The organism is Mycobacterium asiaticum DSM 44297, from assembly GCF_000613245.1.
Taxonomy (GTDB): Bacteria; Actinomycetota; Actinomycetes; order Mycobacteriales; family Mycobacteriaceae; genus Mycobacterium; species Mycobacterium asiaticum.
In genome coordinates this window covers 915,692-936,747 of sequence record NZ_HG964937.1, presented here as the reverse complement: position 1 = coordinate 936,747, position 21,056 = coordinate 915,692, and the positions used below count along the sequence as shown (strand labels likewise).

At 65.7% G+C, this 21,056-nt stretch carries 21 protein-coding genes; 11 read left to right on the top strand and 10 right to left on the bottom strand.

Features of this window, described 5'->3' with window-relative positions; translation table 11 throughout:
- Window positions 1-10: 10 nt before the first annotated feature.
- Window positions 11-997, top strand: a complete 987-nt coding sequence (locus BN972_RS14720) for an alpha/beta fold hydrolase (protein ID WP_036359138.1) — start codon at window positions 11-13, stop codon at window positions 995-997.
- Between the two features lie 16 nt (window positions 998-1,013).
- Here the strand turns inward: BN972_RS14720 and BN972_RS14715 are convergent, their stop codons facing one another.
- Together BN972_RS14715 and BN972_RS14710 are read right to left on the bottom strand one after the other, a co-directional pair.
- Complete coding sequence (locus tag BN972_RS14715; RefSeq protein WP_036359135.1) at window positions 1,014-2,201, bottom strand: cytochrome P450; 1,188 nt, start codon at window positions 2,199-2,201, stop codon at window positions 1,014-1,016.
- Window positions 2,198-3,193, bottom strand: a complete 996-nt coding sequence (locus tag BN972_RS14710; RefSeq protein ID WP_036360911.1) for an LLM class flavin-dependent oxidoreductase — start codon at window positions 3,191-3,193, stop codon at window positions 2,198-2,200. The genes BN972_RS14715 and BN972_RS14710 overlap by 4 nt, the downstream gene beginning before the upstream one ends.
- An 84-nt stretch (window positions 3,194-3,277) precedes the next feature.
- Between BN972_RS14710 and BN972_RS14705 the strand changes: the two genes are divergently transcribed.
- Window positions 3,278-4,180, top strand: coding sequence for an SDR family oxidoreductase (locus BN972_RS14705; RefSeq protein WP_342351929.1), 903 nt, complete (start codon window positions 3,278-3,280; stop codon window positions 4,178-4,180).
- 33 nt (window positions 4,181-4,213) lie between these two features.
- Here BN972_RS14705 and BN972_RS14700 read toward each other — a convergent pair whose 3' ends face one another.
- Entirely contained in the window at window positions 4,214-5,275 is a 1,062-nt protein-coding gene (locus BN972_RS14700) for an NAD(P)H-dependent amine dehydrogenase family protein (protein WP_036359129.1), read from the bottom strand.
- A gap of 152 nt (window positions 5,276-5,427) precedes the next feature.
- On the opposite strand from BN972_RS14700, the gene BN972_RS14695 reads away from it, so the two are divergent.
- The 3 genes from BN972_RS14695 to BN972_RS14685 are packed head-to-tail and all read left to right on the top strand — an operon-like array spanning window position 5,428 to window position 8,269.
- On the top strand, window positions 5,428-6,534 hold the full coding sequence (locus BN972_RS14695; protein WP_036359127.1) for an NAD(P)H-dependent amine dehydrogenase family protein: 1,107 nt from the start codon (window positions 5,428-5,430) through the stop codon (window positions 6,532-6,534).
- A gap of 34 nt (window positions 6,535-6,568) precedes the next feature.
- On the top strand, window positions 6,569-7,795 hold the full coding sequence (locus BN972_RS14690; RefSeq protein WP_036359125.1) for a MalY/PatB family protein: 1,227 nt from the start codon (window positions 6,569-6,571) through the stop codon (window positions 7,793-7,795).
- A gap of 9 nt (window positions 7,796-7,804) precedes the next feature.
- The gene (locus BN972_RS14685; RefSeq protein WP_036359122.1) at window positions 7,805-8,269 is read left to right on the top strand and encodes a DUF417 family protein; all 465 of its coding nucleotides are present in this window, start codon (window positions 7,805-7,807) and stop codon (window positions 8,267-8,269) included.
- Here BN972_RS14685 and BN972_RS14680 read toward each other — a convergent pair.
- Window positions 8,266-8,802, bottom strand: a complete 537-nt coding sequence (locus tag BN972_RS14680) for a PadR family transcriptional regulator (RefSeq protein WP_036360909.1) — start codon at window positions 8,800-8,802, stop codon at window positions 8,266-8,268. The two genes, BN972_RS14685 and BN972_RS14680, sit on opposite strands and share 4 nt — an antisense overlap.
- Window positions 8,803-8,895: 93 nt before the next feature.
- Between BN972_RS14680 and BN972_RS14675 the strand changes: the two genes are divergently transcribed.
- Window positions 8,896-9,732, top strand: coding sequence for a DUF3159 domain-containing protein (locus BN972_RS14675; protein ID WP_235192458.1), 837 nt, complete (start codon window positions 8,896-8,898; stop codon window positions 9,730-9,732).
- A gap of 160 nt (window positions 9,733-9,892) precedes the next feature.
- Here BN972_RS14675 and BN972_RS14670 read toward each other — a convergent pair whose 3' ends face one another.
- Together BN972_RS14670 and BN972_RS14665 are read right to left on the bottom strand one after the other, a co-directional pair.
- Window positions 9,893-10,627 (bottom strand): 3'(2'),5'-bisphosphate nucleotidase CysQ, encoded by a 735-nt coding sequence (locus BN972_RS14670; RefSeq protein ID WP_036360906.1) that lies wholly within the window; start codon window positions 10,625-10,627, stop codon window positions 9,893-9,895.
- A 17-nt stretch (window positions 10,628-10,644) separates the two neighbouring features.
- The gene (locus BN972_RS14665) at window positions 10,645-11,823 is read right to left on the bottom strand and encodes an acyl-CoA dehydrogenase family protein (RefSeq protein ID WP_036359119.1); all 1,179 of its coding nucleotides are present in this window, start codon (window positions 11,821-11,823) and stop codon (window positions 10,645-10,647) included.
- 202 nt (window positions 11,824-12,025) lie between these two features.
- On the opposite strand from BN972_RS14665, the gene BN972_RS14660 reads away from it, so the two are divergent.
- Entirely contained in the window at window positions 12,026-13,186 is a 1,161-nt protein-coding gene (locus BN972_RS14660; protein WP_235192457.1) for a serine/threonine-protein kinase, read from the top strand.
- Here BN972_RS14660 and BN972_RS14655 read toward each other — a convergent pair whose 3' ends face one another.
- From BN972_RS14655 to BN972_RS14645, 3 genes are read right to left on the bottom strand one after another with little or no spacing between them, the layout of a single operon-like run.
- Window positions 13,187-13,966 carry an SDR family NAD(P)-dependent oxidoreductase gene (locus BN972_RS14655; protein ID WP_036359116.1) on the bottom strand — a complete coding sequence of 260 codons (780 nt, stop codon included), beginning with the start codon at window positions 13,964-13,966 and terminating at the stop codon, window positions 13,187-13,189.
- A gap of 2 nt (window positions 13,967-13,968) precedes the next feature.
- A complete protein-coding gene (locus tag BN972_RS14650; protein WP_036359113.1) occupies window positions 13,969-14,403 on the bottom strand; it encodes an SRPBCC family protein in 435 nt (144 codons plus the stop codon).
- 36 nt (window positions 14,404-14,439) lie between these two features.
- Window positions 14,440-15,279 carry a hypothetical protein gene (locus BN972_RS14645; protein ID WP_036359110.1) on the bottom strand — a complete coding sequence of 280 codons (840 nt, stop codon included), beginning with the start codon at window positions 15,277-15,279 and terminating at the stop codon, window positions 14,440-14,442.
- A gap of 81 nt (window positions 15,280-15,360) precedes the next feature.
- Between BN972_RS14645 and BN972_RS14640 the strand changes: the two genes are divergently transcribed.
- Together BN972_RS14640 and BN972_RS14635 are read left to right on the top strand one after the other, a co-directional pair.
- Window positions 15,361-16,140: an SDR family oxidoreductase gene (locus tag BN972_RS14640; protein ID WP_036359107.1), complete on the top strand. Its 780-nt coding sequence runs from the start codon at window positions 15,361-15,363 to the stop codon at window positions 16,138-16,140.
- Window positions 16,141-16,171: 31 nt separating this feature from the next.
- Entirely contained in the window at window positions 16,172-16,564 is a 393-nt protein-coding gene (locus BN972_RS14635; RefSeq protein ID WP_036359104.1) for a DoxX family protein, read from the top strand.
- Here BN972_RS14635 and BN972_RS14630 read toward each other — a convergent pair.
- Window positions 16,561-16,917, bottom strand: coding sequence for a bleomycin resistance protein (locus tag BN972_RS14630; RefSeq protein ID WP_080696956.1), 357 nt, complete (start codon window positions 16,915-16,917; stop codon window positions 16,561-16,563). The two genes, BN972_RS14635 and BN972_RS14630, sit on opposite strands and share 4 nt — an antisense overlap.
- A 54-nt stretch (window positions 16,918-16,971) precedes the next feature.
- Here BN972_RS14630 and BN972_RS14625 point away from each other — a divergent pair, with 54 nt between their 5' ends.
- Together BN972_RS14625 and BN972_RS14620 are read left to right on the top strand one after the other, a co-directional pair.
- Complete coding sequence (locus tag BN972_RS14625; RefSeq protein WP_036359100.1) at window positions 16,972-19,659, top strand: ATP-binding protein; 2,688 nt, start codon at window positions 16,972-16,974, stop codon at window positions 19,657-19,659.
- A 122-nt stretch (window positions 19,660-19,781) separates the two neighbouring features.
- Window positions 19,782-20,837 (top strand): cupin domain-containing protein, encoded by a 1,056-nt coding sequence (locus BN972_RS14620; protein ID WP_036360902.1) that lies wholly within the window; start codon window positions 19,782-19,784, stop codon window positions 20,835-20,837.
- Window positions 20,838-21,056: the final 219 nt, after the last annotated feature.

The window sequence follows — 21,056 nt, the reverse complement described above, 5'->3', positions numbered from 1 at the left end:
GGCCGACACCATGGACGTTTTTGTGGAATGGAACAGCGGCGGAGCGGAATTGCAGTGGCGGTCCACCACTGATGCCAATGATAGGCAAGAGGTCACCGTTTTCCTTCGGCGCTACGGCACACCCGGCGCACCCCCGCTGGTCTGTGTGCACGGCTTCCCGACCTCCAGCATCGACTATTACCCCCTGGCCCGCGAACTCAGCGAGGAGTTCGAGATCTTCGCGCTGGACTTCCCCGGCTATGGCGTGTCCGACAAGCCGCCCCAGCCCTACGTCTATTCGCTCTACGACGACGCGCGGCTGCTCGTCCATGCCATCACCGAGGTGTGGAACCTGACCGACTTCCGCATGATCACCCACGATCGCGGCAGCAGCGTGGGCATGATCGCGCTGGGTCTGCTTGCGGAAAAGTCGGCGCTGCCGACCGATGTCATCATCACCAACTCCAACATCTACCTGCCGCTGTCCAACCTCACCGCATTCCAGACCGCACTGCTCGACAGTGCGACGGGTCGTGCCACGGCCGCGGAGACCACCCCGGAGATGCTGGCCGCCGGTCTGGGGTTCACCACGTTCATGCCGCGCCGCACCCTGGAGAATCCCGAAATCGCAGCGCTGGCCAAGTGTTTCACCTACAACGACGGAATGCGGGTGCTGCCCGACACGATCCAGTATCTACACGAGCGCGCCGCCGACGAAAAGCGTTGGCTAGAAGCACTAGCCAAACTTCCCGTCAACGTCAGCCTGGTCTGGGGCGTCCACGACACCGTCGCACCGCTGCGGGTGGCGAACCACGTCTGGCAGAAGTATCTACGGAACATGCCCGGCCGAAGCCGCTACTGGGTGATGCCGACAGCCGACCACTACCTGCAGTGCGATGCGCCCGGCGAACTGGCCCAGGTGCTGCGGCTCACCGCGCAGGCCGAAAGCATTGCGCTGCAACTGCAAACCCTCGGTAACCGACCCGAGGGCGCGGTGTTGATTGATCAGCTCGGGTAGCCAGGCCGGAAAAACCTCATCCGGTCACGACGGGCAGCTTGGCCCAGCCCCGCACGCTGCTCGTGTGCGCCTTGCTGGCGCTGGCGTAGTCGACTTCCCAGTCCGGCCAGCGCTTGAGCACCTCTTCCAGCGCCACCCGCGCCTGCATGCGGGCCAACGCCGAACCCAGACAGAAGTGCAGGCCATGTCCGAAGCTGAGATGACCGCCGCCCCGATGAATGTCGAACCGCTCGCCATCGACGAACTTGCGCTCGTCGCGGTTCGCGGATCCGTTCAGCAGCAACATGATCGAGCCCTCGGGAATCACGGTGCCGTGGCTTTCCACGTCGTGGGCCACATACCGGGCCTGCACCGGCGATGGCGCCTCGTACCGCAACACCTCCTCGATCGCCATCGGAATCAGCGCCGGATTCGCCACGAGCTCGCGGCGTTGGTCCGGGTGCTCGGCGAGCAGCTGACCGATGAACCCGATCAGGCGGGTGGTCGTCTCGTTGCCGGCCCCGGCGATCATGCTGGTGTACATCAGCACCTCGGTCCGCTCCAACCGCCGGGTGACACCGTTCTCCTCGACCTCTGCGTTGAGCAGCTGCGTCATCAGATCGTCGGACGGGTGGTCCATGCGCCAGTCGATATATTCGGCGAACACCTCGTAGCTCTTCTCGAAGAGATCCTCATCGACCGCCCGGAACGCGCCCTCCCTGAGGTTGATTGCCCGTCCACCGCGATCACGGATGTTCGCCTGGTTGTCTTCGGGGATGCCCAGCAGATAGCCGATGGTGCGCATCGGGATCATCGCACCTAGGTTCTCGATGAAGTCGAAACGCCCCGAGCCCACCAGCGGGTCGAGTGCACGAATACAGAAATCCCGGGTGAGCGGCTCGATCGCCTCCATTCGCCGGGGCGTGAAAACCCTTGACAACAAACGGCGATGCAGGTCATGCAGCGGCGGATCCTCGAACAGGATCACCCCGGGCGGCACTTTGACCCCGCTCATGATGATGTCCATGGTGGTGCCCCGGCCCGAGCGGTAGGTCTCCCAGTTGGTCAGCTCTGGGGCAACGTCCTCGTACCGGCTCAGCGCGTAGAAGTTGTACTTGGGGTTGTAGTACAGCGGAGTCTCATCGCGCATCCGCTTCCAGATTGGGTACGGATCATCGTCGATGTCGAAATCGAACGGGTCGTAATAGATCTCGGTAGATGTCATACACTCTCCGCGGCTACCGGGCGTGCGGCCTCGGGCAATACGACCTCACCAACCCTCTTCAGATAAGGCCACGCCACTTCTGGCGGCACGCCGCCACATAAGGGCGACAGGGTCAACACTTTTCCGGCGCGAACCCATGAAATCGCTTGCTCCACCGTGATGATCACGTGCGACTCTCCGGTTTCGCGCAGCTCGTCGATCGTCGAGACGTGCGAAAAGCCTGCAGAAGTCTCGTTACCGGGATTCCAGGCGGCGTAGGTCCGCACGTCGTGCAGCAAGTGCTCGCCGAGCTCCGACCAGGCCCGCTCCACGTCGTCGGCGACAAAGGTGACCGAGGGAGTATTGCGGTCGGGGAAGAACGCGGGCCCCGGCTCGTGGCCGTGTTTGCGGCACGCCGACTCGTACGCCTCGCGCATGCCCGGCACGTTGGCGTTGGCCAGCATGCCCAGTCCGTAGCGGCCGGCCCGCCGGGCCGCCGCCACGCTGCCGCCACCCCACATCATCCCCGGACCGCCCTGGGTGAGCGGCTGCGGCGTCACCCTGATGCGCCGCCCGTCTTGCACCACGGTCTCCCCGGCAAGCAGGCGGCGCAGCAGGTCCAGCTTCTCGTCCGCCAGTCGCCCGCGGTCAGCCAGACCCAGCCCGAACATTTCGTATTCCTCGGGCCGATATCCCAGCGCCATGATGTAGGACGCCCGGCCACGACTGACGATGTCGAGCACGGCGATGTCCTCGGCCAGCCGGACCGCGTCGTAGAACGGCAAGATCAGGATGAGCGTCAGCGCCAGCCGCTCGGTGCGCGCCGCGATCGCCGACGCGAGCAACAGTGGTGAGGGCAGGTAGCCGTCGTCGGACCCATGGTGTTCACACAGCACGGCGGCCAGGCAGCCATGGGTTTCACCCCACGCGCACATCTCCGGAACTGCGGCATACAACTCCGCCGGGTCACCCCCGAGAACCGGGGCCCGCATGTCGAACCGCAGCGTGAACAAGGCCACTCCTAGCCGACCTAATATTTGTCTCACGTACGCTACGTGGGACCCGCGACGGAGGTCAACCGCGGGTTTGAAACTTACATCTGGTCCGGATACTGTAACGTCGGTGCACGAACCACCAGGGAAAAAGGGGATGAGATGACAACGGCGTCAGACTTGTTGGGTTACCAGGGAAAGCGTGTTCTGGTGGTCGGCGGCGCGACCGGTATGGGCGCCGCGGCGGCGCAACTCGCGAAGTCTCTCGGTGCGCACGTCACGGTGATGGACTATGCGCCGGTGGACTTCGAGGTCGACGGGGTGATCTCGCTGGACCTCAGCGATCAGGATTCGATCGACCGAGCGGTTGACGAACTCGACGGACAGGTCGACAAGCTGTTCTCCGCCGCCGGTGTGGCGGACGGCCCGAAGCTGATGCGGGTCAACTTCATCGGACACCGGCACCTGATCGAGCGGCTGTTCGCCAAGGACCTGCTGCAGCGCGGTGCGGCCATCTGCTTCATCTCGTCGGTGGCCGGCATGGGTTGGGAGAACGACCTGGAACTCGTGCAGGACTTCCTGGCCACGCCCGACTACAAGGCGGCACACGACTGGTGCCAGGAGCGCGAGGCGCAGGGCATCATCCACTACGGGTTCAGCAAGAAGGCGATCAACGGCTACGTCGCCTGGCAGGGTTACCACTTCCAGAAGAAGGGCGTTCGGATCAACGCGGTCTGCCCGGGCCCGACCGATACGCCGCTTGCCCGCGCCAACGCCGACCTGTGGCTGACCTTCGCCCAGGACTACCGTGACGACACCGGCAGCGAAACCCTGACGCCCGAGGACATCGGCAAGGCGATGATCATGTTGAACAGTGACGCCGCGGCGTCCGTGAACGGCATCACGCTCAACGTCGACCAGGGCCACGCGATGGCGTCGATCACCGGTTCCTTCGCCCCGGGCAAGCCGATCATGGACCTGATCACCGGCCGAGTCCAGCTCGCCTAAGGGCGCGAGCCGCGGGGCCCACGCGCGCCCCCCCTACTCAAAAGCGTGGCGCGGCAAGGTCGTCGGCAAATCCAACGAACTCAGCAATCCCGCCGGCGCCTCGACAACATACGGGATCGCATTCACCACCCGCATGGCGGTGGCGGCCATCGCCGCGCGCCCGGCGCCGTGCCCCTCCGCCGCGCCCAACGTCAGCACGCAGTGAATGTCCGGGTCACCCTCGATGTCGACCCGGTAAGTCGCGTCGCAGTCGGACGTGGGCCAGTCCGGTGCGACGTCGCGCGCCATCCGGATCACGTGCTCGACCACAATCGCTTCGCGGCCGTAGACCACCCCGGCCGCCCGAGTTCGTACCGCCCCGCAGGTGCCGGCGGGAATGGTGCCGAATGCCACTTCGATGTCCCGGTCGGTCAACTCACGATCCAGCGTGCCGCGCACCTCCTCGATGGTGACGCCCAGCCCGCTGGCGATCAGGCAAAGCGATGCCTTCCAAGCCATTTTGATGAAGCCGGGCGTCTTGAGCATCGGCTCGAAATCCAGCGGGCGAGCGAAACCCATGCCGTCCATCATCACGTCGGCCACCGGATAGTGATCGTTGAGGGCCACCTCGCTGACGGTGACGGTGCGGATGCTCTTCGACTGCGTGGTCATCAGCAGGGCCATCTCGTCGGACGCGAACCCCGGGAAAATGCCGGACACGTACAACGATGCCGCACCGGCCCGCGCCGCCGATTCGAGTTGATCGCGCCAGTCCGGGGCGAAATAAGACGGCGGGTACACCAGGCTCGTCGACGACGTCGAAACGACATTGATCCCGGTTGAGAGCAAACGCAGATAATCGGGCACGGCGGCGCCGTCGCGGTCGGGGCCGCTGGCGGCATACACCACGCAATCCGGTTTCAAGGCAATCAGAGCGTCTGCGTCGTCGGTGGCCGCCAACCCCAAGGGTGCACCACCGGCCAACTCGCCCGCGTCCCGGCCCACCTTGCACGGCGAATGCACCCATACCCCAACGAGATCCAAGTCCGGCCGGCGCCGCACCGCGTCGATCGCGATCGATCCGACCCCTCCGGTCGACCACACCACCACCCGCATAACTGTCTCCTCACGTCCGCTACAACCTAACGTTTGTTCAAGCCACTCGGCCAGGACGGCACAGGACACCCTGCAACCCTTGACCCGTCAGCGCGCCGGCTGTTAGCTTGCGGATCAAATATTCGGTATTGCACAGCAGCAAGGGGGCCCCGATGGCCAACCCGGCAAGTCACCGCGTAGTGGTTTGGGCGACGGGAGGCATCGGGTCGATAGCCATTCGCGCGATCCAACGACGCCCGAACCTGGAACTCGTTGGGGTATGGGTGCATTCGCCGGACAAGGACGGCCGGGACGCCGGCGAACTTGCCGGTGGGGATCCGATCGGGGTTGCCGCCACCACCGATGCCGATGCTCTCATAGCACTGAAGCCCGACTGCGTCATCTATGCCGCCAGTGGCCCCGAGCGCGACGCGCTGGCGATCCCGGACTACGTGAAGTTGCTGGAAGCCGGCCTCAACGTCGTCACCACCAGCACCACCCGGCTGGTGAATCCGCACGCCTACACGCCCACCGAGTGGCGTGACCAGTTGGTCGCCGCCGCCAAGCAGGGGCAGGCGTCGTTGTACGCCTCGGGGATCGAGCCCGGCTTCGCCGCGGACTATCTGCCGTTGGTGCTGTGCACGCAATCCTCGGCCATCGAGAGGATCCATTCCTACGAGATCGGTCTCTACGACGACTACGGCGTGCCCGACATCATGAGCGACGCTTTGGGTTTCGGTCGCCCACTGGACTACCAGCCATGGATCAGCTTTCCGGGCGCGATCGCCGGTGAGTGGCAGGGCCAGATCCGGTTGATCGGCGACGCGCTCGGGGTAGAGGTACAGGAGATTCGCGAGACGTTCGATCGCGCAGTGACGAACCGGACACTGGATGTGGCAATGGGCACCGTCGAAGCCGGTACCTGCGGCGCGCTCCGGATGCGGGCCATCGGCGTGGTCGACGGCCGGGAGGCCATCGTCATCGAGCACGTCACCCGCCTGGCGCATGACGTCGCGCCGGACTGGCCCACCGGAATCGGCGACCTCTCCTACCGCGTGCTGATCAGCGGCGACCCCGACATCGACTGCAGCCTGGCCGCCACGTTGCGTGATCCCGCCCGAGCCGGAATCGCGGACATGACCTCGGGGGCGGGCGCCATGGTGGCCACCGCCATGCGCGTGGTCAACGCCGTCCCGTATGTGGTTGCCGCACAACCCGGTCTGCTTAGTTCGGTGGATCTGCCGCTGACCATCCCCAAACACGCCTTCGTCACGTCCTGAGCTCCTGAGCTGCGCCGTCTTCTAGTCTCGAGCAGTGGTCGATAACCCGCTCGAGGAGTTGACGCTCGATCAATTGCGCCGCCGCACCAGCATGAAGTGGCGTGCCCACCCCGCCGACGTCCTGCCCTTGTGGGTCGCCGAGATGGACGTCAACCTCGCCCCCAGCGTGGCGGAAGCCATTCACCGGGCGGTCGCCGCCGGCGATACCGGCTACCCGCACGGTAAGGGCTACGCCAAAGCGATCAGCGAATTCGCCGCCCGGCGCTGGCAGTGGGACGGGTTGTCTGTCGGGCGCACCCGGGTGGTGCCCGACGTCATGCTGGGCATCGTCGAGATGTTGCGTCTGGTCACCGACCGTGGTGCGACGGTCATTGTCAATTCGCCTGTGTACGCGCCGTTTTACGCGTTCGTTTCGCACGACGGCCGCACCGTGCTGGAGGCTCCGCTGAATGCCGAGGGGCGTATCGACCTCGACGTGTTGGCCGAAGCGTTTGCGCGATCGCGCAAGGTTGCGGGCACTACCGGCAACGTTGCCTACCTGTTGTGCAACCCGCACAACCCGACCGGCGTCGTACACACCGCCGACGAATTGCGTGCGGTCGCCGAGTTGGCCCGCCGCTTCGATGTCCGGGTGGTCTCCGACGAGATCCACGCTCCGCTGGTGTTATCGGGGGCACGCTTCACGCCCTATCTGAGCGTCCCGGGTGCCGAGAATGCGCTGGCGCTGACTTCGGCGTCCAAGGCGTGGAATCTCGCGGGTATCAAGGCGGCGCTGGCCATCGCCGGCCCCGAGGCGGGTGCGGATCTGCGCCGGATGCCCGAAGAGGTGGGCCACGGCGCCAGCCACTTGGGCCTCATCGCGCACACCGCGGCGTTCAGCGCCGGAGGCGACTGGCTCGATGCGCTGCTGGCAGGCCTGGACACCAACCGCGCGCTGCTCACCGACCTGGTTGCCGAGCACCTTCCCGGCGTGCGGCTGCTCCTACCACAGGGCACTTACCTCGCCTGGCTGGACTGCCGCGCGCTCGGCATCGACGATGACCACACCGACGGCCTGAAGGTGGTAGCCGATCTGTCCGGTCCCGCGCGCTGGTTTCGCGATCACGCCCGGGTCGCGCTCAGCTCAGGGCACGTGTTTGGGACCGGCGGCGCGGGCCACGTCCGGCTGAACTTTGCGACCTCGCAGGCGATCTTGACCGAGGCCGTGGCCCGGATGGGTCGAGCGCTTCGCGATCGAACCGACCGCCGTGCTGCCACGTAATAAATTGCTGTGGCTTCAATCGCAGACAAACTCACTCGCCTCGGCCAGCTCCTCGCCCGCTACGGACTGGTCGTGGTGCTGGCCTGGATCGGGTTCGGCAAGTACGTCAAGATGGAATCGAAAGTGCTCATCGAACACAGCCCGTTGATGAGCTGGATTTACAACTTCCTCAGCGTCACGACCGTCGCACGAGCCTTGGGAACGATGGAAATCGTTGCGGCACTGCTGCTCGCGACCTTCCCGTTATGGTCCAGGGTGTCCGCGCTCGGTAGCGCGCTGGCCGTCGTGCTGTTTATGGGGACGGTGAGCTTCCTGTTCACTACGCCCGGGCTGTTTGCCACCCATGCGGCGGGGATACCCGTCCTGACCGCGCTTCCCGGCCAGTTCCTGCTCAAAGACCTGGTGTTGCTCGGCGTGGCAATCTGGACGCTTGGGGATGCGCTGCGGGCGGGCCGGCCGGCTGAGCCGGTTTAAGCCGACCGTTTAGCGCTGCGCTCCCGCAAGCCGTCGAGCACCCACTTCGCCCATTCGATTTCATGCTGGGTCCAGCGCAGACCCTGTTCCAGGGCGGCTCGGGCGAAGAACGCGTCGTCGTCCACCGTCCAGTCGTAGGCCTCGAGCATCTCGGCGAACCGGGCGTGTTCTTCTTCGGCCAGGGACAACAATGACTGGAGATACTCCCGCGCTTGGGCGGGCTCGAGTTGACCGAGTAGGAAGACCCGCAGGATCGCGGCGTTGCGGATGGGTGGATCCTCTTGCGGCGACGTCATCCACCGATACAACTCGGCGCGGCCGGCCTCGGTGATCTCGTACTCCTTACGCCCGCGCGGACCCACGTCGGAGACCTTGATCAGCCCGCCGGCGGCGAGCTTGTTGAGCTCGCCGTAGAGCTGGCTCTGGGTGGCCGGCCACATGTTGTCCATCGACTCTTTAAAGCGTTTCAGCAGGTCATACCCGCTGCCGGGCTCTTGGGACAACAACCCCAACGCGGCATGTCGTAAGCTCACCGGATCATCATAACCCTCCACAATTGACATGTCATTGCTCGTATGTCAGTATCGACCTGTCACAATTGGAACGTCAGGAAATCGGAGCCTGCTATGACACAGCCAACCCCCCGCGACACGCAGCCGTCGCTGGAGCAGCCCAAGGCACGCCGCGGCGTCGGCGACGTACTCGACGGATTCTTGAAGTCGCCGTTCTCCGGAATCGCGCCGTGGGCGCTGTTGTCAATCCTGTCGGCACCGGGCCGCTTCGAGATCGCGGTGGCCTCTGCGCTGGCCTTGTCGGTGTTGATCTTGCTCGTCGGCCTGGCGCGCGGCATCAAGATCCACCTGCTGGAAGTGTTCGGCGCCGTCTTCTTCGCTGCGCTGGCCATCGTCGGCCTGTTCGCCACCGACAGCGTCCTGCGCATCCTGGAAGTGTGGGCCGGCGAGTTGACCAACATCTCCCTCGCCTTGTTCGCGTGGTTCACGGTGCTGATTCGCCGGCCATTCACCATGGCGTACGCGAAGGATACGACGCCGCAGGAGTATTGGGACAGCCCGCTGTTCAAGCGGATCAACAACGTGATCACGGCGGTGTGGGCGAGTGCTTTCACGTTCGCGGCGGCGGCCGGTTTCTTCGGCGATGCGGTTCTGCAGGACGCGGGCAACTTCTGGACGGGTTGGATCCTGCAGCTGGCAGCGATCTTCTTCGCAATCGCCTTCACCGAGTTCTACCCCGACTACGCCTCGGCCATGTTCGACTTGGACAACGGTGAGGCGGCGGAGGTCCCCTCAATGCTGCAGATGGTCGAATGGTTGCCGACATTCATCGTCGTCACCGGTGTGGTGGGACTGGTCACCGACTCGGTGGACTTCCTGCTGGGTATCGGGCTGATCATCGGCGGCAGCGTGGCCTCCGGAATCCTTGCCAAGTTCAGCGGGGCAAAGTAAGGCGAAATACGCCCTTCCCGAGGAATATGGACTGTTGCCCGCCTCCGAGCGACACTGCCGGTGGAATACGTAATCCCTTGCTGGAATTGCTGTTTCATGCCGGGCAGTATTCGCCACGAGGCGGGCAAAGCCGTGTCTCCGGCCGGTCGGGGCCGGTCGGTCAGGAATGGCCGGTGACCGATAGCACCGCGCCGGCAAATTCGGAACGGCACACCACCAGATCCGGCAGCTTGGGATCGGGCTGGTTGTAGGCCAACGCGGATCCGTCGATGCGGGAGGTGTGCAAGCCGGCGGCCCTGGCGACGGCTACCGGTGCGGCTGAATCCCACTCGAACTGGCCGCCGGCGTGGACGTAAACATCGGAGCGTCCCTGCACTATCGAGGCCACTTTGGCGCCGGCAGAACCCATTTCGACCAGAATCCCGCCCAGCTCGTCCCGCACGGCCAGCGCGATGGCGGGTGGACGGGTACGTGAGACCACGATTCGCGGCTTGTCCGGGGTGGCCGGCGGCGGCGCGACCGTCGGGGTCGCCAGCGTGATTCCCTGGGCCGGCAGGGCGACCGCGCCTGCGACGAGTTCGCCACCTTGCCACAGCGCCACGTGCACCGCCCAGTCGGCGCGCTCGAGTTCGGAGAACTCCCGCGTGCCGTCCAGCGGATCGACGATCCACACCCGCTCCGAGTGCAACCGCACCGGGTCGTCGGCGCCCTCCTCGGACAGCACCGCATCGTCGGGCCGCTCGACGCCCAGCGCTTCCATCAGGAAGTCGTGAGAGCGCTTGTCGCCCGCGGCTTTCCGCTCGCTTGCATCGGCATCGGCGAATTCGGCCCGGACTCCGAGCAACAACCGGCCCGCCTCGGTGGCCAATCGCGCGGCCAGCTCATGGTCAGTCATGGCAACAGTCAAACAGATCACAGTCCGAACTGATCGTCGATGATGCCCAACCAGATCTGCGCGCAGTCCATCGCGACCTTCTCGCTGATAAAGGCGTGCTGGGTGCCGGTGTAGAGGTCACGGAAGGCGCGTTCGAGCCGGCTGCCCTCCCGGATCGAGCTGGTGCCTGCCACCAGGTGAGCCCACTCGGCACATTCGCGCGCGGTATCGGTGGCGTAGACGGCAGCCGCTCGCATGTCAGCCCGCAGAGTCGGGTTCAGGTCCTCCCCCGCGGCGACCACGGTTTCCGCGGTGCTGAACGCGTCGAGCACCAGCAGCCGGGCGGCGCGCCAGGCGGCGACATGGTGCGCCAGGCCTTTCTGGAAGGTGGGCCGGCTGGCCAGCGACGCCATGTCGCTCATCCGGAATTTCGTCGCCGCCAGCTCGGCGACGTCGTCGAGCATGCTCTTGGCCACTCCAAGCGCCCACGACGCGTGCCCGGCGGCGGTCACCGGCATCAGGCCCATCCGCGCGGACGGCGACGTCCCGCGGTACGGGTGACGGTCGAACAGCCCGAACGTCCTGGCCGTGGGCACGAACACGTTTTCGGCGCTGTAATCGAAGGAACCGGTGCCCTTGAGACCCTGCACATGCCAGCCGTCGTTGAATTGGATCTCGTCGCGCGGAATCACCGCCACCCGCATCTCCGGAATGCCGTCGCTGATCCAGCGCATTTCGCCGTCATCCATCGGGAAGAAGCCGGCCGCGACGTACTGGGAATGACCGACGCCCGAGCCGAAACTCCACGAACCGCTCACCCGATAGCCACCGTCGATGACGGCGCCCTGCCCATTCGGGAAGAATTGCCCGCCCATGGTCACGTGGTTGTCGTGGGCGGTGAACACCTCGGCGAAACCCTCGTCGGGAAGGTACGTGGCCGCGGCGAACCGGGACGGCAGGTTAGCGATCCCGATCCACCCGAAAGAGCCGTCCTGCCAGGCCATTTCAATCCACGTCTCGATGATCTCGGCCAACGACGGTTCGATGCCGCCGGCCTCGTCGGGGCTCAGTGCCGTCATCAGCCCGCTGGCCCACATCTCGTCGACGATCGCGTCGGTCATGGTGCGTTTCCGCTCGGATTCGGCGGCTTCGGCACGCACCAATTCGCGCATCCCGCGAGCCAGCGAAACGAGCTGGTCATCTTTAACCGACGTCATCTGATTCCTATCGCCGCTTACCGCCGATCGAAGGTGAACAGTACGCCGCAGGTTTCGCCCGCCGGACAATCGGCTACCCAAACGGGCAGAAATCGCGCGCGATCCCGCATGACCTGAATACGACATCATGACCTGAATACGACATATGGAAACTCAGCCCGCAAGCCCCACGAGTCGCCAGCCCCAGCCCACGGGTGCGGCGGTGTTGGAGCCACCGCCGGGACTGCTCGCAGGCCGCTATGAATTGGGGCCGGTGCTGGGCCGCGGGGGCATGGCCGAGGTTCGCGAGGGGTGGGACTCGAAGCTAGGCCGCCGGGTGGCGATCAAACTGCTCAATCCGATCGCCGAGCCGCGGCCGGAAAGCCGGCTGCGGTTCGAGACCGAGGCACGCGCCGCCGCCGCCCTGAGCAGTCAGCACATCGTGGTGGTCCACGACGTCGGAGAACACCACGGGATGCCGTTCATCGTGATGGAGCGACTGCCCGGGATGTCGCTGGCCGACCACATCGCCCGGGGTCCGCTACCCCAGCCCTTCGTCCAGTCCGTCCTCGAAGACGTTCTCGACGCGCTTGCCGTCGCACACGACGCCGGTATCGTGCACCGCGACGTCAAGCCCGGCAATATCCTGTTCACCGCGACAGGCGAAGCCAAGCTGGCAGATTTCGGGATCGCCAAGACCAGCGGTGGCGTGCAGACCATGACGGGCCAAATCGTCGGCAGCATGGCCTACTTGAGCCCGGACCGGTTGACCGGCAAACCGGCTACCCCGACCGACGACCTGTATGCCCTGGGAGTTGTCGGGTACGAGGCCCTGACCGGGCGCCGCCCGTTCCCGCAGAACGACTTCGGTTCGTTGGCACACGCGATCCTGCGCCAGTCGCCGGCACCGCTGACCGCTGTACGACCGGATGTTCGACCGAACCTCGCCGCGGTGATTGAACGGGCGATGGCCCGCCAACCCAGCCAGAAGTTCGGTCAGGCCAGAGACATGCGCGCCGCCCTCGGCAGCGCCGACCCGGCAACCTCGCCGATTCGGCCGGCAACGCGGGTGATGACGGCCCCGTTGCCCCCGTTAGGCAGCAACACCTTCATCGGCCCACCACCGCAGGCGCCTCCCGCCCGGCGCGGGCTGTGGGCGGCGGCATTGCTGGCCACCTTCGTGCTCGCGGTTCTGTTGATCGTCATCAGTCCGTCGTTGTCGACGCCCACGCCGTCGCCGGCCGGCACCACCGCCCCCTTGCCACCACCGACCACCACCGTCGCACCCGCGAACACAGTCGCCAGCACGCCGGAACCGGCGCCGCCGCCCCCCGGGCCCCCGGGCAAGCACGGCAAGAAACCCAAAGGCGGAAAAGGCGATTGATCAGCCGGGTAGGCCGAACAGCTTGACCACGCCGTGGTCCCGCCCGGCGGTGTAACCGCCGTCGACCGCGATGGCCTGGCCCGTCACGAACGACGCGTCCGGGGAAACAAGAAAAGCCGCTACGGCCCCAATCTCTTCCGGGCGGCCCAACCGCTGCAAGGCGTGCTCGGTGGTGATCGAGTCCAACGGGCCATCCATGCCGGGCAGTTCGAACACGGACTGGAGCATCGGCGTTTCGATGAACCCCGGACAGATGGCGTTGGCCCGGATGCCGCTGGGACCGTAGTCGAGCGCAATGTTCTTGGTCAGCAACACAACTCCACCCTTAGCGGCATTGTACGAACTGCCGCCCGCGGTCCCTTCCAGCCCTTCGACACTGGCCAGCGTGACGATCGAGCCACGCTCGCCGTCGACCCGCGGCTGCTCGATCATCTTGGCCAACGCCGCCTTGGCGACCAGGAACGTCGCGGTCAGGTTCACCCCGATCACCCGGTCCCATTCGGCTTGCGGGAGCAGATGAACCGGGCCGCCGCCGGCCACCCCGGCGGAATGCACGACCCCGTCCAGGCGGTCGGGTACCGCCGCGAACACCGCCGCGACCGACGCCTCGTCGGTGACGTCGGCCGGCACGAAATGAAAGTGCGGACCCAAGTCGGGGGGCGCGGTCAGGTCCGCACCGATGACGGTGCCGCCGTCGTCCAGCAGCCGCCGCGCGGTGGCCAGGCCGATGCCCGAGGCCGCACCGGTCACCACGAAGGTACGCCCCGCAGCGCGCGCCACCCTCAGCTCTCCAGGGCTTTTGCGCAGGCGGACAGGATCGCCTCGAAGTTCCACCGCAACAACGGGCGGCTGACCTTTTCCAGCAATTTCCCGCCCGCGTACCCGGGGTGGGTGTAGTTGGTCAGCCAGTCCACGCGGGTGCCGTTCCCGGACGGGGTGAAGGTCAGCGTGCCGCCGTCGTGGTTGAAGGCAGGAATCGAGCGGGCGATGAGGTAGGAGTACTTGTTCGGGCGGTCGTAGGCGGTGATGTCCTCGCGGAACCACATGCCGGTAGCCAGCACTACTCGGACGGCACCCGCCCCCGGAGCCGGTGAGTCCTTCGCCCAGCCAGACTTGATCACCAGCGGGGCGGCGGCCAGGCTCGCCGGATCCGCCAGCCAGTCGAATACCTTCTCCACGGGCGCGGCGATGGTTCGCTCGATATGAATCTCGACCATGAGATCTCCTGCCTGTGGTGGGCGTCCCCGTGCATGTTAAACCCCGCCCGGACCGCCGCTACGGGCGCGGAAATGACCGCGTTTGCTGTCGATGTAGTCGACGGTGAAGCCGCGCCGCGCCAGTCGTTGCCCGATGAGTTCGCCGCTGATGGCCGGTTCCAAGCGCGCCCCGTTCTCGCGGCAGAACACTCGCGCCTGCGGCAGGACGATGGCCGGTGTGTGGGGTGCGGCCGGGGTAAAGCGGATCGTCGTTCCGTCGGCGGTGACAGCGCAATATTCGTATTCGACCAGTGGCGAGAAGCCGCGGCTGTCGCGAACGGAGATCGAGGCGTCGGGTTCGACGCGGAACTCGTTGCCGCGCCGCAGGAACGGGAGCAGGTTGAAGCCAACCAGCAGTAGGCCGGGCACGATCAGCACGAACAACGCGTAGGCGTGCGTCTTCTCCAGCTCCGCGTCATAGGCGTAGTTGGTGAACATCTCGGCGAGCCAGCCCTCGACGAAGAGGGCGATGTCGTGCAGCACGTCCCTGACCGTGGCCCGGCCGGTGGACAGGTCGTAGACGATCGCACCGATGGCACCCACGCCGCCGACCGTGAGGATCGCACCCAGCAACACCAACCCCCAGCTGGTCTTCGACACGAAGGTCCCGCGCGCCTGCGCCGGGGTCTCGATCTCGACTTTCGGCCCACCGAGCGGCCGCGCCAGGCACCAGACGCTGATGCCGATTGCGATCGCCAGTGTCAGAAACTCCATCGCGCCGAAGGACGGTCGGTCGGAGTCCTTGACCGCAATGCCCAAAAACGCCAGCCAAGCGACCCAGCGCAGCGCCCGCTGCCAACCCGCGACGCGACGCTCGCCGGAGAGCTGGTTAGCCATTCGGGGATCCTACGTCCGGGTTGTGCCGTTCCCGAGGTTGAACGCCCGCCACGCGGCAATAGGGATGGCGAGGAGGCAACCATGATCAGCAAGACCGTCGCCATCACCGGCGGCACGGCAGGCATCGGCCGCGCGACAGCCGTTCGGTTCGACCGCGCGGGGTACCGCGTCGCCGCTTACGGCCGCGACCCTTCGGCGCTGGAGGCTTTGCGCGCCGAGCTGCGGCCGGAGGCAGTGGTCGATTCCCTCGACGTGCAGGACGCTGACGCGTGGGCCACCCGCCTGGGCGAGCTCGCCGAGCGCACCGGCGGCCAATTGGACGTGCTGATCAACAACGCCGGCATCCTCGAATCGGGGCGCTTCGCGGAGATACCTCTCTCGGCGCAACGGAAAATCATCGATGTCAACGTGGGCGGCACACTCAACGGTTGTCATTCGGCCTATCCATACCTCCGATCGACGCCCGAGGCACAGGTGATCAATGTATGTTCGGCATCGGCCATGTACGGACAGGCCGAGCTGGCGGCGTACTCCGCGTCCAAGTTCGCGATCCGCGGGCTGACCGAGGCACTCGAATTGGAATGGGCCGCGGACGATATCAGGGTCTGCGCAGTGTGGCCGCTGTTCGTCGACACCGGCATGGTCAGTGGCGTGGACACCGGAAGCACTCGGACCATGGGAGTGTCACTGACTGCCGACGACGTCGCGGAATCCATCCTGAAGATCGCCCGAGGCCGGCCGCGACTCCCGCACGGTCCGCACTTCGCGGTGGGCAGGCAGGGCAAGGCTTTGATGGCGGTGGCCAACATCGCACCGTCCTGGGTGGCACGCGAGATCAACCGTCGCGCCACCCGGTCGTGAACGCGCAGCTTCGGCGGCAAGAATGGTATCCATGACCACCCAACCGCTCGTTCAGCGCGACTCAACGCAGATCACCGCCCAGCGCGTCGGGGTGGGCCTGCTCGGCATGGGCACCCTGCACTTTCTCGCACCTAAACCGTTCGACGGCATCATCCCGGCCGAGCTTCCTTTTAGCGCACGGCTTTACACCTATGCCTCGGGGGTCGCCGAGCTCGTCATCGGAACGCTGCTGCTGTCACGACGCACCCGGCGTCCCGCCGCGGCGGCCGCGGCCGCGTTGTTCATCGGCGTCTACCCGGGCAACCTCAACATGGTTCGGCTGTGGTGGGGCAAGCGGTGGTACATGCGGGCGATCGCGTTGGCCCGGCTGCCGCTGCAGATCCCGATGATCACCACCGCGATCAAGATCTACCGCAACAGCTAGAGCCGCGAGCCGACGCGGTGCAGCGTGCCGTCGGGATCGACGTAAGCGAATTCCCGTAGGCCGTAAGGAGTGTCATGTGGTGGGTGCAGGCGGCCGCCGAGGTTTTCCAGCGCCTGCCACTCCGCGTAGAGGGCGTCGGCGTCGCTGACGTAGAGATACACACTCGATGCGGTGCGCAACGGGTCATGCTCGGCCCATTCGGTCAGATGCATTGACACCGATCCGCGGTCGACAAAGCCGTAGCGCTCCGGGCCTTCGTAGCCGCGTGCATCGAAGCCGAGCCGGCGGTAGCGGTCGAGTGCGGCGTCGAGGTCTAGGACGGGCACGATCGGTGCCACCGAGGTGAAGTCGATTCCAGACACGGGAGAAGTCTGTCACCTAGACGTTCGCTGTGGCATTCTGCGTGGGTGAGCGCTGATCCGCGGGATTGGCCGGCGGGGATTGTGACGTTCCTGTTCACCGACGTGGAAGGTTCCACGCGTCGGTGGGAGTCGGACGCGCTGGGCATGCGGACCGCGTTAGCCGCTCACGACCAGGTGCTGCGTCAGGCCATCGAAACTCGCGGCGGCTGCGTGTTTAAACACACCGGTGACGGGGTGTGCGCCGCGTTCGCCTCTCCCCGGTCCGCCGTCGACGCCGCCGTCGCCGCGCAGCAGGCACTTGAGTTGCCGGTACGGATGGGCTTGGCGACCGGGGAAGCGGAACTGCGCGACGCAGACTACTTCGGCACGGCGCTGAATCGGGCCGCGCGGGTGATGGCCGCCGGCCATGGCGGGCAGATCCTGTTGACGGATTCGACGGCGGCGCTGGTCACCGGCGTCGACCTGCTGGAGCTGGGTCCGCGGCGACTTCGAGACCTGTCCACGCCGGTCGGGGTGTTCCAAGTGCGTGCGCCGGGCCTGCGCACCGAGTTTCCCGCGTTACGAGCGCTGGACAGCAGCCCCGGTAATCTTCGGCCGGCGTTGACCAGTTTCGTCGGACGCGAGTCCGAGATCGACCAGGTGCGAGCCGCGCTGAAGGTGCACCGGCTGGTGACGCTGGCCGGCGTCGGCGGCGTGGGCAAGACGCGGTTGGCTTGTGAGGTCGCTACCCGCGTATCCGACGAATTCCCGGACGGTGTCTGGTTTTTCGAGCTGGCCGCGGTCGCCGACCCAGGCGCGGTACCCGACGCGGCGGCCGCGGTGCTGGGCATCACCCAGCAGCCCGGTAAGAACGTGACCGAAAGTGTGGCCGACGCCCTTGAGGGTCGGATCCGGCTCCTGGTGTTCGACAACTGCGAGCATGTCCGCGATGCCGCGGCCGATCTGATCGAAGAGATACTGGCTCGCTCGACGAGCGTGCGGATCCTGGCCACCAGTCGGGAACGGCTGGAGGTCGCCGACGAACAATTGTGGTCAGTGCCGTCGCTGGGCGTGGGCAGCGGCATCGCCTCTCCGGCCGTGAGCCTGTTCGTCGAACGCGCGCAGAGTGTTTCGGCAGATTTCAGCGTCGCGGAAGCCGACGACGCGACCGCGGTGATCGAGATCTGCCGGCGTCTGGACGGGATACCGTTGGCGATCGAATTGGCGGCGTCGCGGATGGCGTCGATGTCACCGATCGAGGTTCGGGACCGCCTTAACCACCGTTTTAGGCTATTAGTCGGCTCACGGCGCGGTCTGGGTCGACACCAGACCCTGCGGCACGCCGTCGCGTGGTCCTACGACCACCTCGATCCCGCGGAACAGCTCTTGCTGGAACGGTGTTCGATCTTCGCGGGTGGCTTTGACCTGCAAAGCGCATGTGCGGTCGTCGGATCAGACAGCGACGATTACGAGGTCTTGGATCTGCTGGATGCGCTGGTGCGCAAATCATTGGTCACCGTCGACCGAAGGGCGGGGCGGACACGTTATTCGATGCTGGAGACGATCCGTGAGTTCGCCGAGGAGCAGCTAGCGGGTCGCGGTGTGGCACAGGAGGTTCGGGGCGCCCACGCCCAACACTTCGCCCGGCGGAGCACCCACATCATGACCGTGTGGGACAGCCCCGAACAACGCCAGGCCTACGCATGGTTCTGCGCCGAGCTGGCCAATCTTCGTACCGCTTTTCGCTGGGCGGCCGACCACCGAGTTCTCGATGATGCCGCCGCGATCGCCGAAAATGCTGCCTTTCTTGGCTATTCGGTGGACAACTTCGAACCGATTACCTGGGCCGAAGAACTGCTGGAGGCCACCCACGCCGCCGACCATCCCAGGGCGACATTTCTCCATGTGCTGGCGTCGATGTGTTACTCGGCCGGTCGATTCACCGATGCGCTCAGGTACGCTGAACGCGCCGTGCAGATGCTCGACAGTTGTGCCGGCACAGTGCCTTATGGTCTGCACGCATGGCCCAGTGGCGCCTTCACCGTCAGTGGACGACCAGAGCGTGGAATCGCATTGTCCCGCACCCAATTGGCCCGCGGTCGCGACGTCCTCACCCTCACTCGAGGATGTCTCATCTTGGCGTTATCGATCCAAGGTCCCAGCGATGAGGCCATGGCACTTGCCGACGGCCTGGTCGAGGCCGCTCAAGCCACCCGAAATCCGTTCGCGATCTGTTTCGCGGCGCTTGCCGATGGCTTTGCTTTTCGCGACACCGACCCCGCCCGGGCGATGAAGGTCATGCGCCGCGGCTTGTCGCTCGCCCAGGAGAGCGGGAACCGCAGTGCTGTGTCCCACCTGGCCGCTGTGCTGTGCCGCGTCGAAGCCAACCACGGCGATCCGTTGGCCGCACTGGACTTCTTCACCCTGGCCATTCGCAATCATCACGAGGCGGGCAGCACCGCGATGATGAGCACACCGCTGGCGCTGCTTGCCGCATTCTTCGAGCGCTTGGACCGGCACGAGCCGGCCGCCACCCTGGCCGGATTCGCGTTCAGTCCAGTGACCGCACAGTCGGTACCCGAGCTCAAGACCGTGATCAAGGATTTGCGCAATGCGTTGGGAGATGCAACGTACGAAAAGTGTGCGCAGGTTGGCGGCAAAATGACCACCGCCGCCATGGCCAACTACGCCTACGACCAGATCGACCAGACGCGAACCGAACTCGAGCGCGCAGGCGCCGCACCCCGCGGGTAACGCCCGCGGTGGTTGATAACCGAAGCCGATCGACACATTCAATATGAGTGTTGGACGGGCTGTTTCCGGGACGGCATCGTAAGAAGCGTTACGAATACGGGGTACTGTTTCCGGAGGCCGAAATGCTCACCACCACAAGCACACACGTCACATCACTGACGAACAGCTCGCTCGCCGAAGAGTCCGATCTCGGGTCCATTCACCGGCTGACGGCCGACAACTTCCCCATTCTGACGGGCCTCTCGATCAAGCGACTGCTGCTCAACCCCGGCGCCATGCGGACACCGCACTGGCACGCCAATGCCAACGAACTGACCTACTGCGTCGCGGGGAGCGCGCTTGTCTCGGTGCTCGACACCGGCAGCCGTTTTGCCTCGTTCGTGGTGAACGCGGGCGACATGTTCCATATCGACTCGGGTTCGCTGCACCACATCGAGAACATTGGCACCGAGGCCGCCGAGTTCATCGTCACGTTCCGCAACGAGCGCCCGGAGGACTTCGGCCTCGGCGCCGCCTTCGGCGCCATGACCGACGCCGTGCTGGGCAACACCTATGACCTGCCGGCCTCGGACTTCGCGGCGATCCGTCGCAGCACCACCGATCGGACGCTGGCCGCCCTTGACGGAGATCCCTCGGTGCCGACGAGTGCGTACTTCGACGACCCGCACAAGTTCTCGGTCGAGGCGATGACGCCGCCGGTCAGCAGTGCCGTTGGCAGCGCGCGGACCGCGCGGGTGCAGTACTGGCCGGCGCTCAAGGACTTGTCGATGTACTCCCTGCGGATCCGCGAGGACGGCATGCGCGAGCCGCACTGGCACCCGATCACTGCGGAGATGGGCTATGTGAACCGTGGCGCGGCGCGCATGACCGTAATGAACCCGAACGGCGACCTGGACAGCTGGTACCTGCGGCAAGGCGACGTGTACTTCATCCCGCGCGCCTACCCGCATCACATCGAGGTGTTCGACGCCCCTGAGCTGCACTTCTGCATCTTCTTCGACCAGCCCACCCCTGGGGATGTCGGCTATCGCACCGCGGTCAGCGCCTACCCCCGCCGGGTGCTCGCGGCCGCGTTCGACACCCACATCGACGACCTGCCCGACTTTCCGTTCACAAAGGCGGACCCGCTGATCGTGAACCGGCTCAACCCGCTGGACGCCCGCGCTGTCGGGGAGTGACAGCGCGGGCGTCATGATCCCCGCCGAGCGTGGGCCTCACGCAGCTGAAACGCACGCTTCGCGTCCATGAGGCCCACGCTCGACGCTAGCCGGTGTCCAGCGTTCCAAGAATCCTCCAAGGATCCTTCAAGGGCTCGGCACAAGCGTGTGGGTTGGTAACAACACAGCAAAAGCGACGAACCAGAACCATCACGGTGGCAACCCCAGCCTTGGTCGTCG

Excerpts from the sequence above, each read along its gene's own strand:
- BN972_RS14720 (WP_036359138.1), top strand. The coding sequence starts at position 11 with ATGGACGTTTTTGTGGAATGGAACAGCGGCGGAGCGGAATTGCAGTGG.
- BN972_RS14665 (WP_036359119.1), bottom strand. The coding sequence starts at position 11,823 with ATGACGTCGGTTAAAGATGACCAGCTCGTTTCGCTGGCTCGCGGGATG.
- BN972_RS14645 (WP_036359110.1), bottom strand. The coding sequence starts at position 15,279 with ATGGCTAACCAGCTCTCCGGCGAGCGTCGCGTCGCGGGTTGGCAGCGG.
- BN972_RS14650 (WP_036359113.1), bottom strand. The coding sequence starts at position 14,403 with ATGGTCGAGATTCATATCGAGCGAACCATCGCCGCGCCCGTGGAGAAG.
- BN972_RS14635 (WP_036359104.1), top strand. The coding sequence starts at position 16,172 with ATGACCACCCAACCGCTCGTTCAGCGCGACTCAACGCAGATCACCGCC.
- BN972_RS14620 (WP_036360902.1), top strand. The coding sequence starts at position 19,782 with ATGCTCACCACCACAAGCACACACGTCACATCACTGACGAACAGCTCG.
- BN972_RS14695 (WP_036359127.1), top strand. The coding sequence starts at position 5,428 with ATGGCCAACCCGGCAAGTCACCGCGTAGTGGTTTGGGCGACGGGAGGC.
- BN972_RS14715 (WP_036359135.1), bottom strand. The coding sequence starts at position 2,201 with ATGACATCTACCGAGATCTATTACGACCCGTTCGATTTCGACATCGAC.
- BN972_RS14640 (WP_036359107.1), top strand. The coding sequence starts at position 15,361 with ATGATCAGCAAGACCGTCGCCATCACCGGCGGCACGGCAGGCATCGGC.
- BN972_RS14700 (WP_036359129.1), bottom strand. The coding sequence starts at position 5,275 with ATGCGGGTGGTGGTGTGGTCGACCGGAGGGGTCGGATCGATCGCGATC.
- BN972_RS14670 (WP_036360906.1), bottom strand. The coding sequence starts at position 10,627 with ATGACTGACCATGAGCTGGCCGCGCGATTGGCCACCGAGGCGGGCCGG.
- BN972_RS14675 (WP_235192458.1), top strand. The coding sequence starts at position 8,896 with ATGACACAGCCAACCCCCCGCGACACGCAGCCGTCGCTGGAGCAGCCC.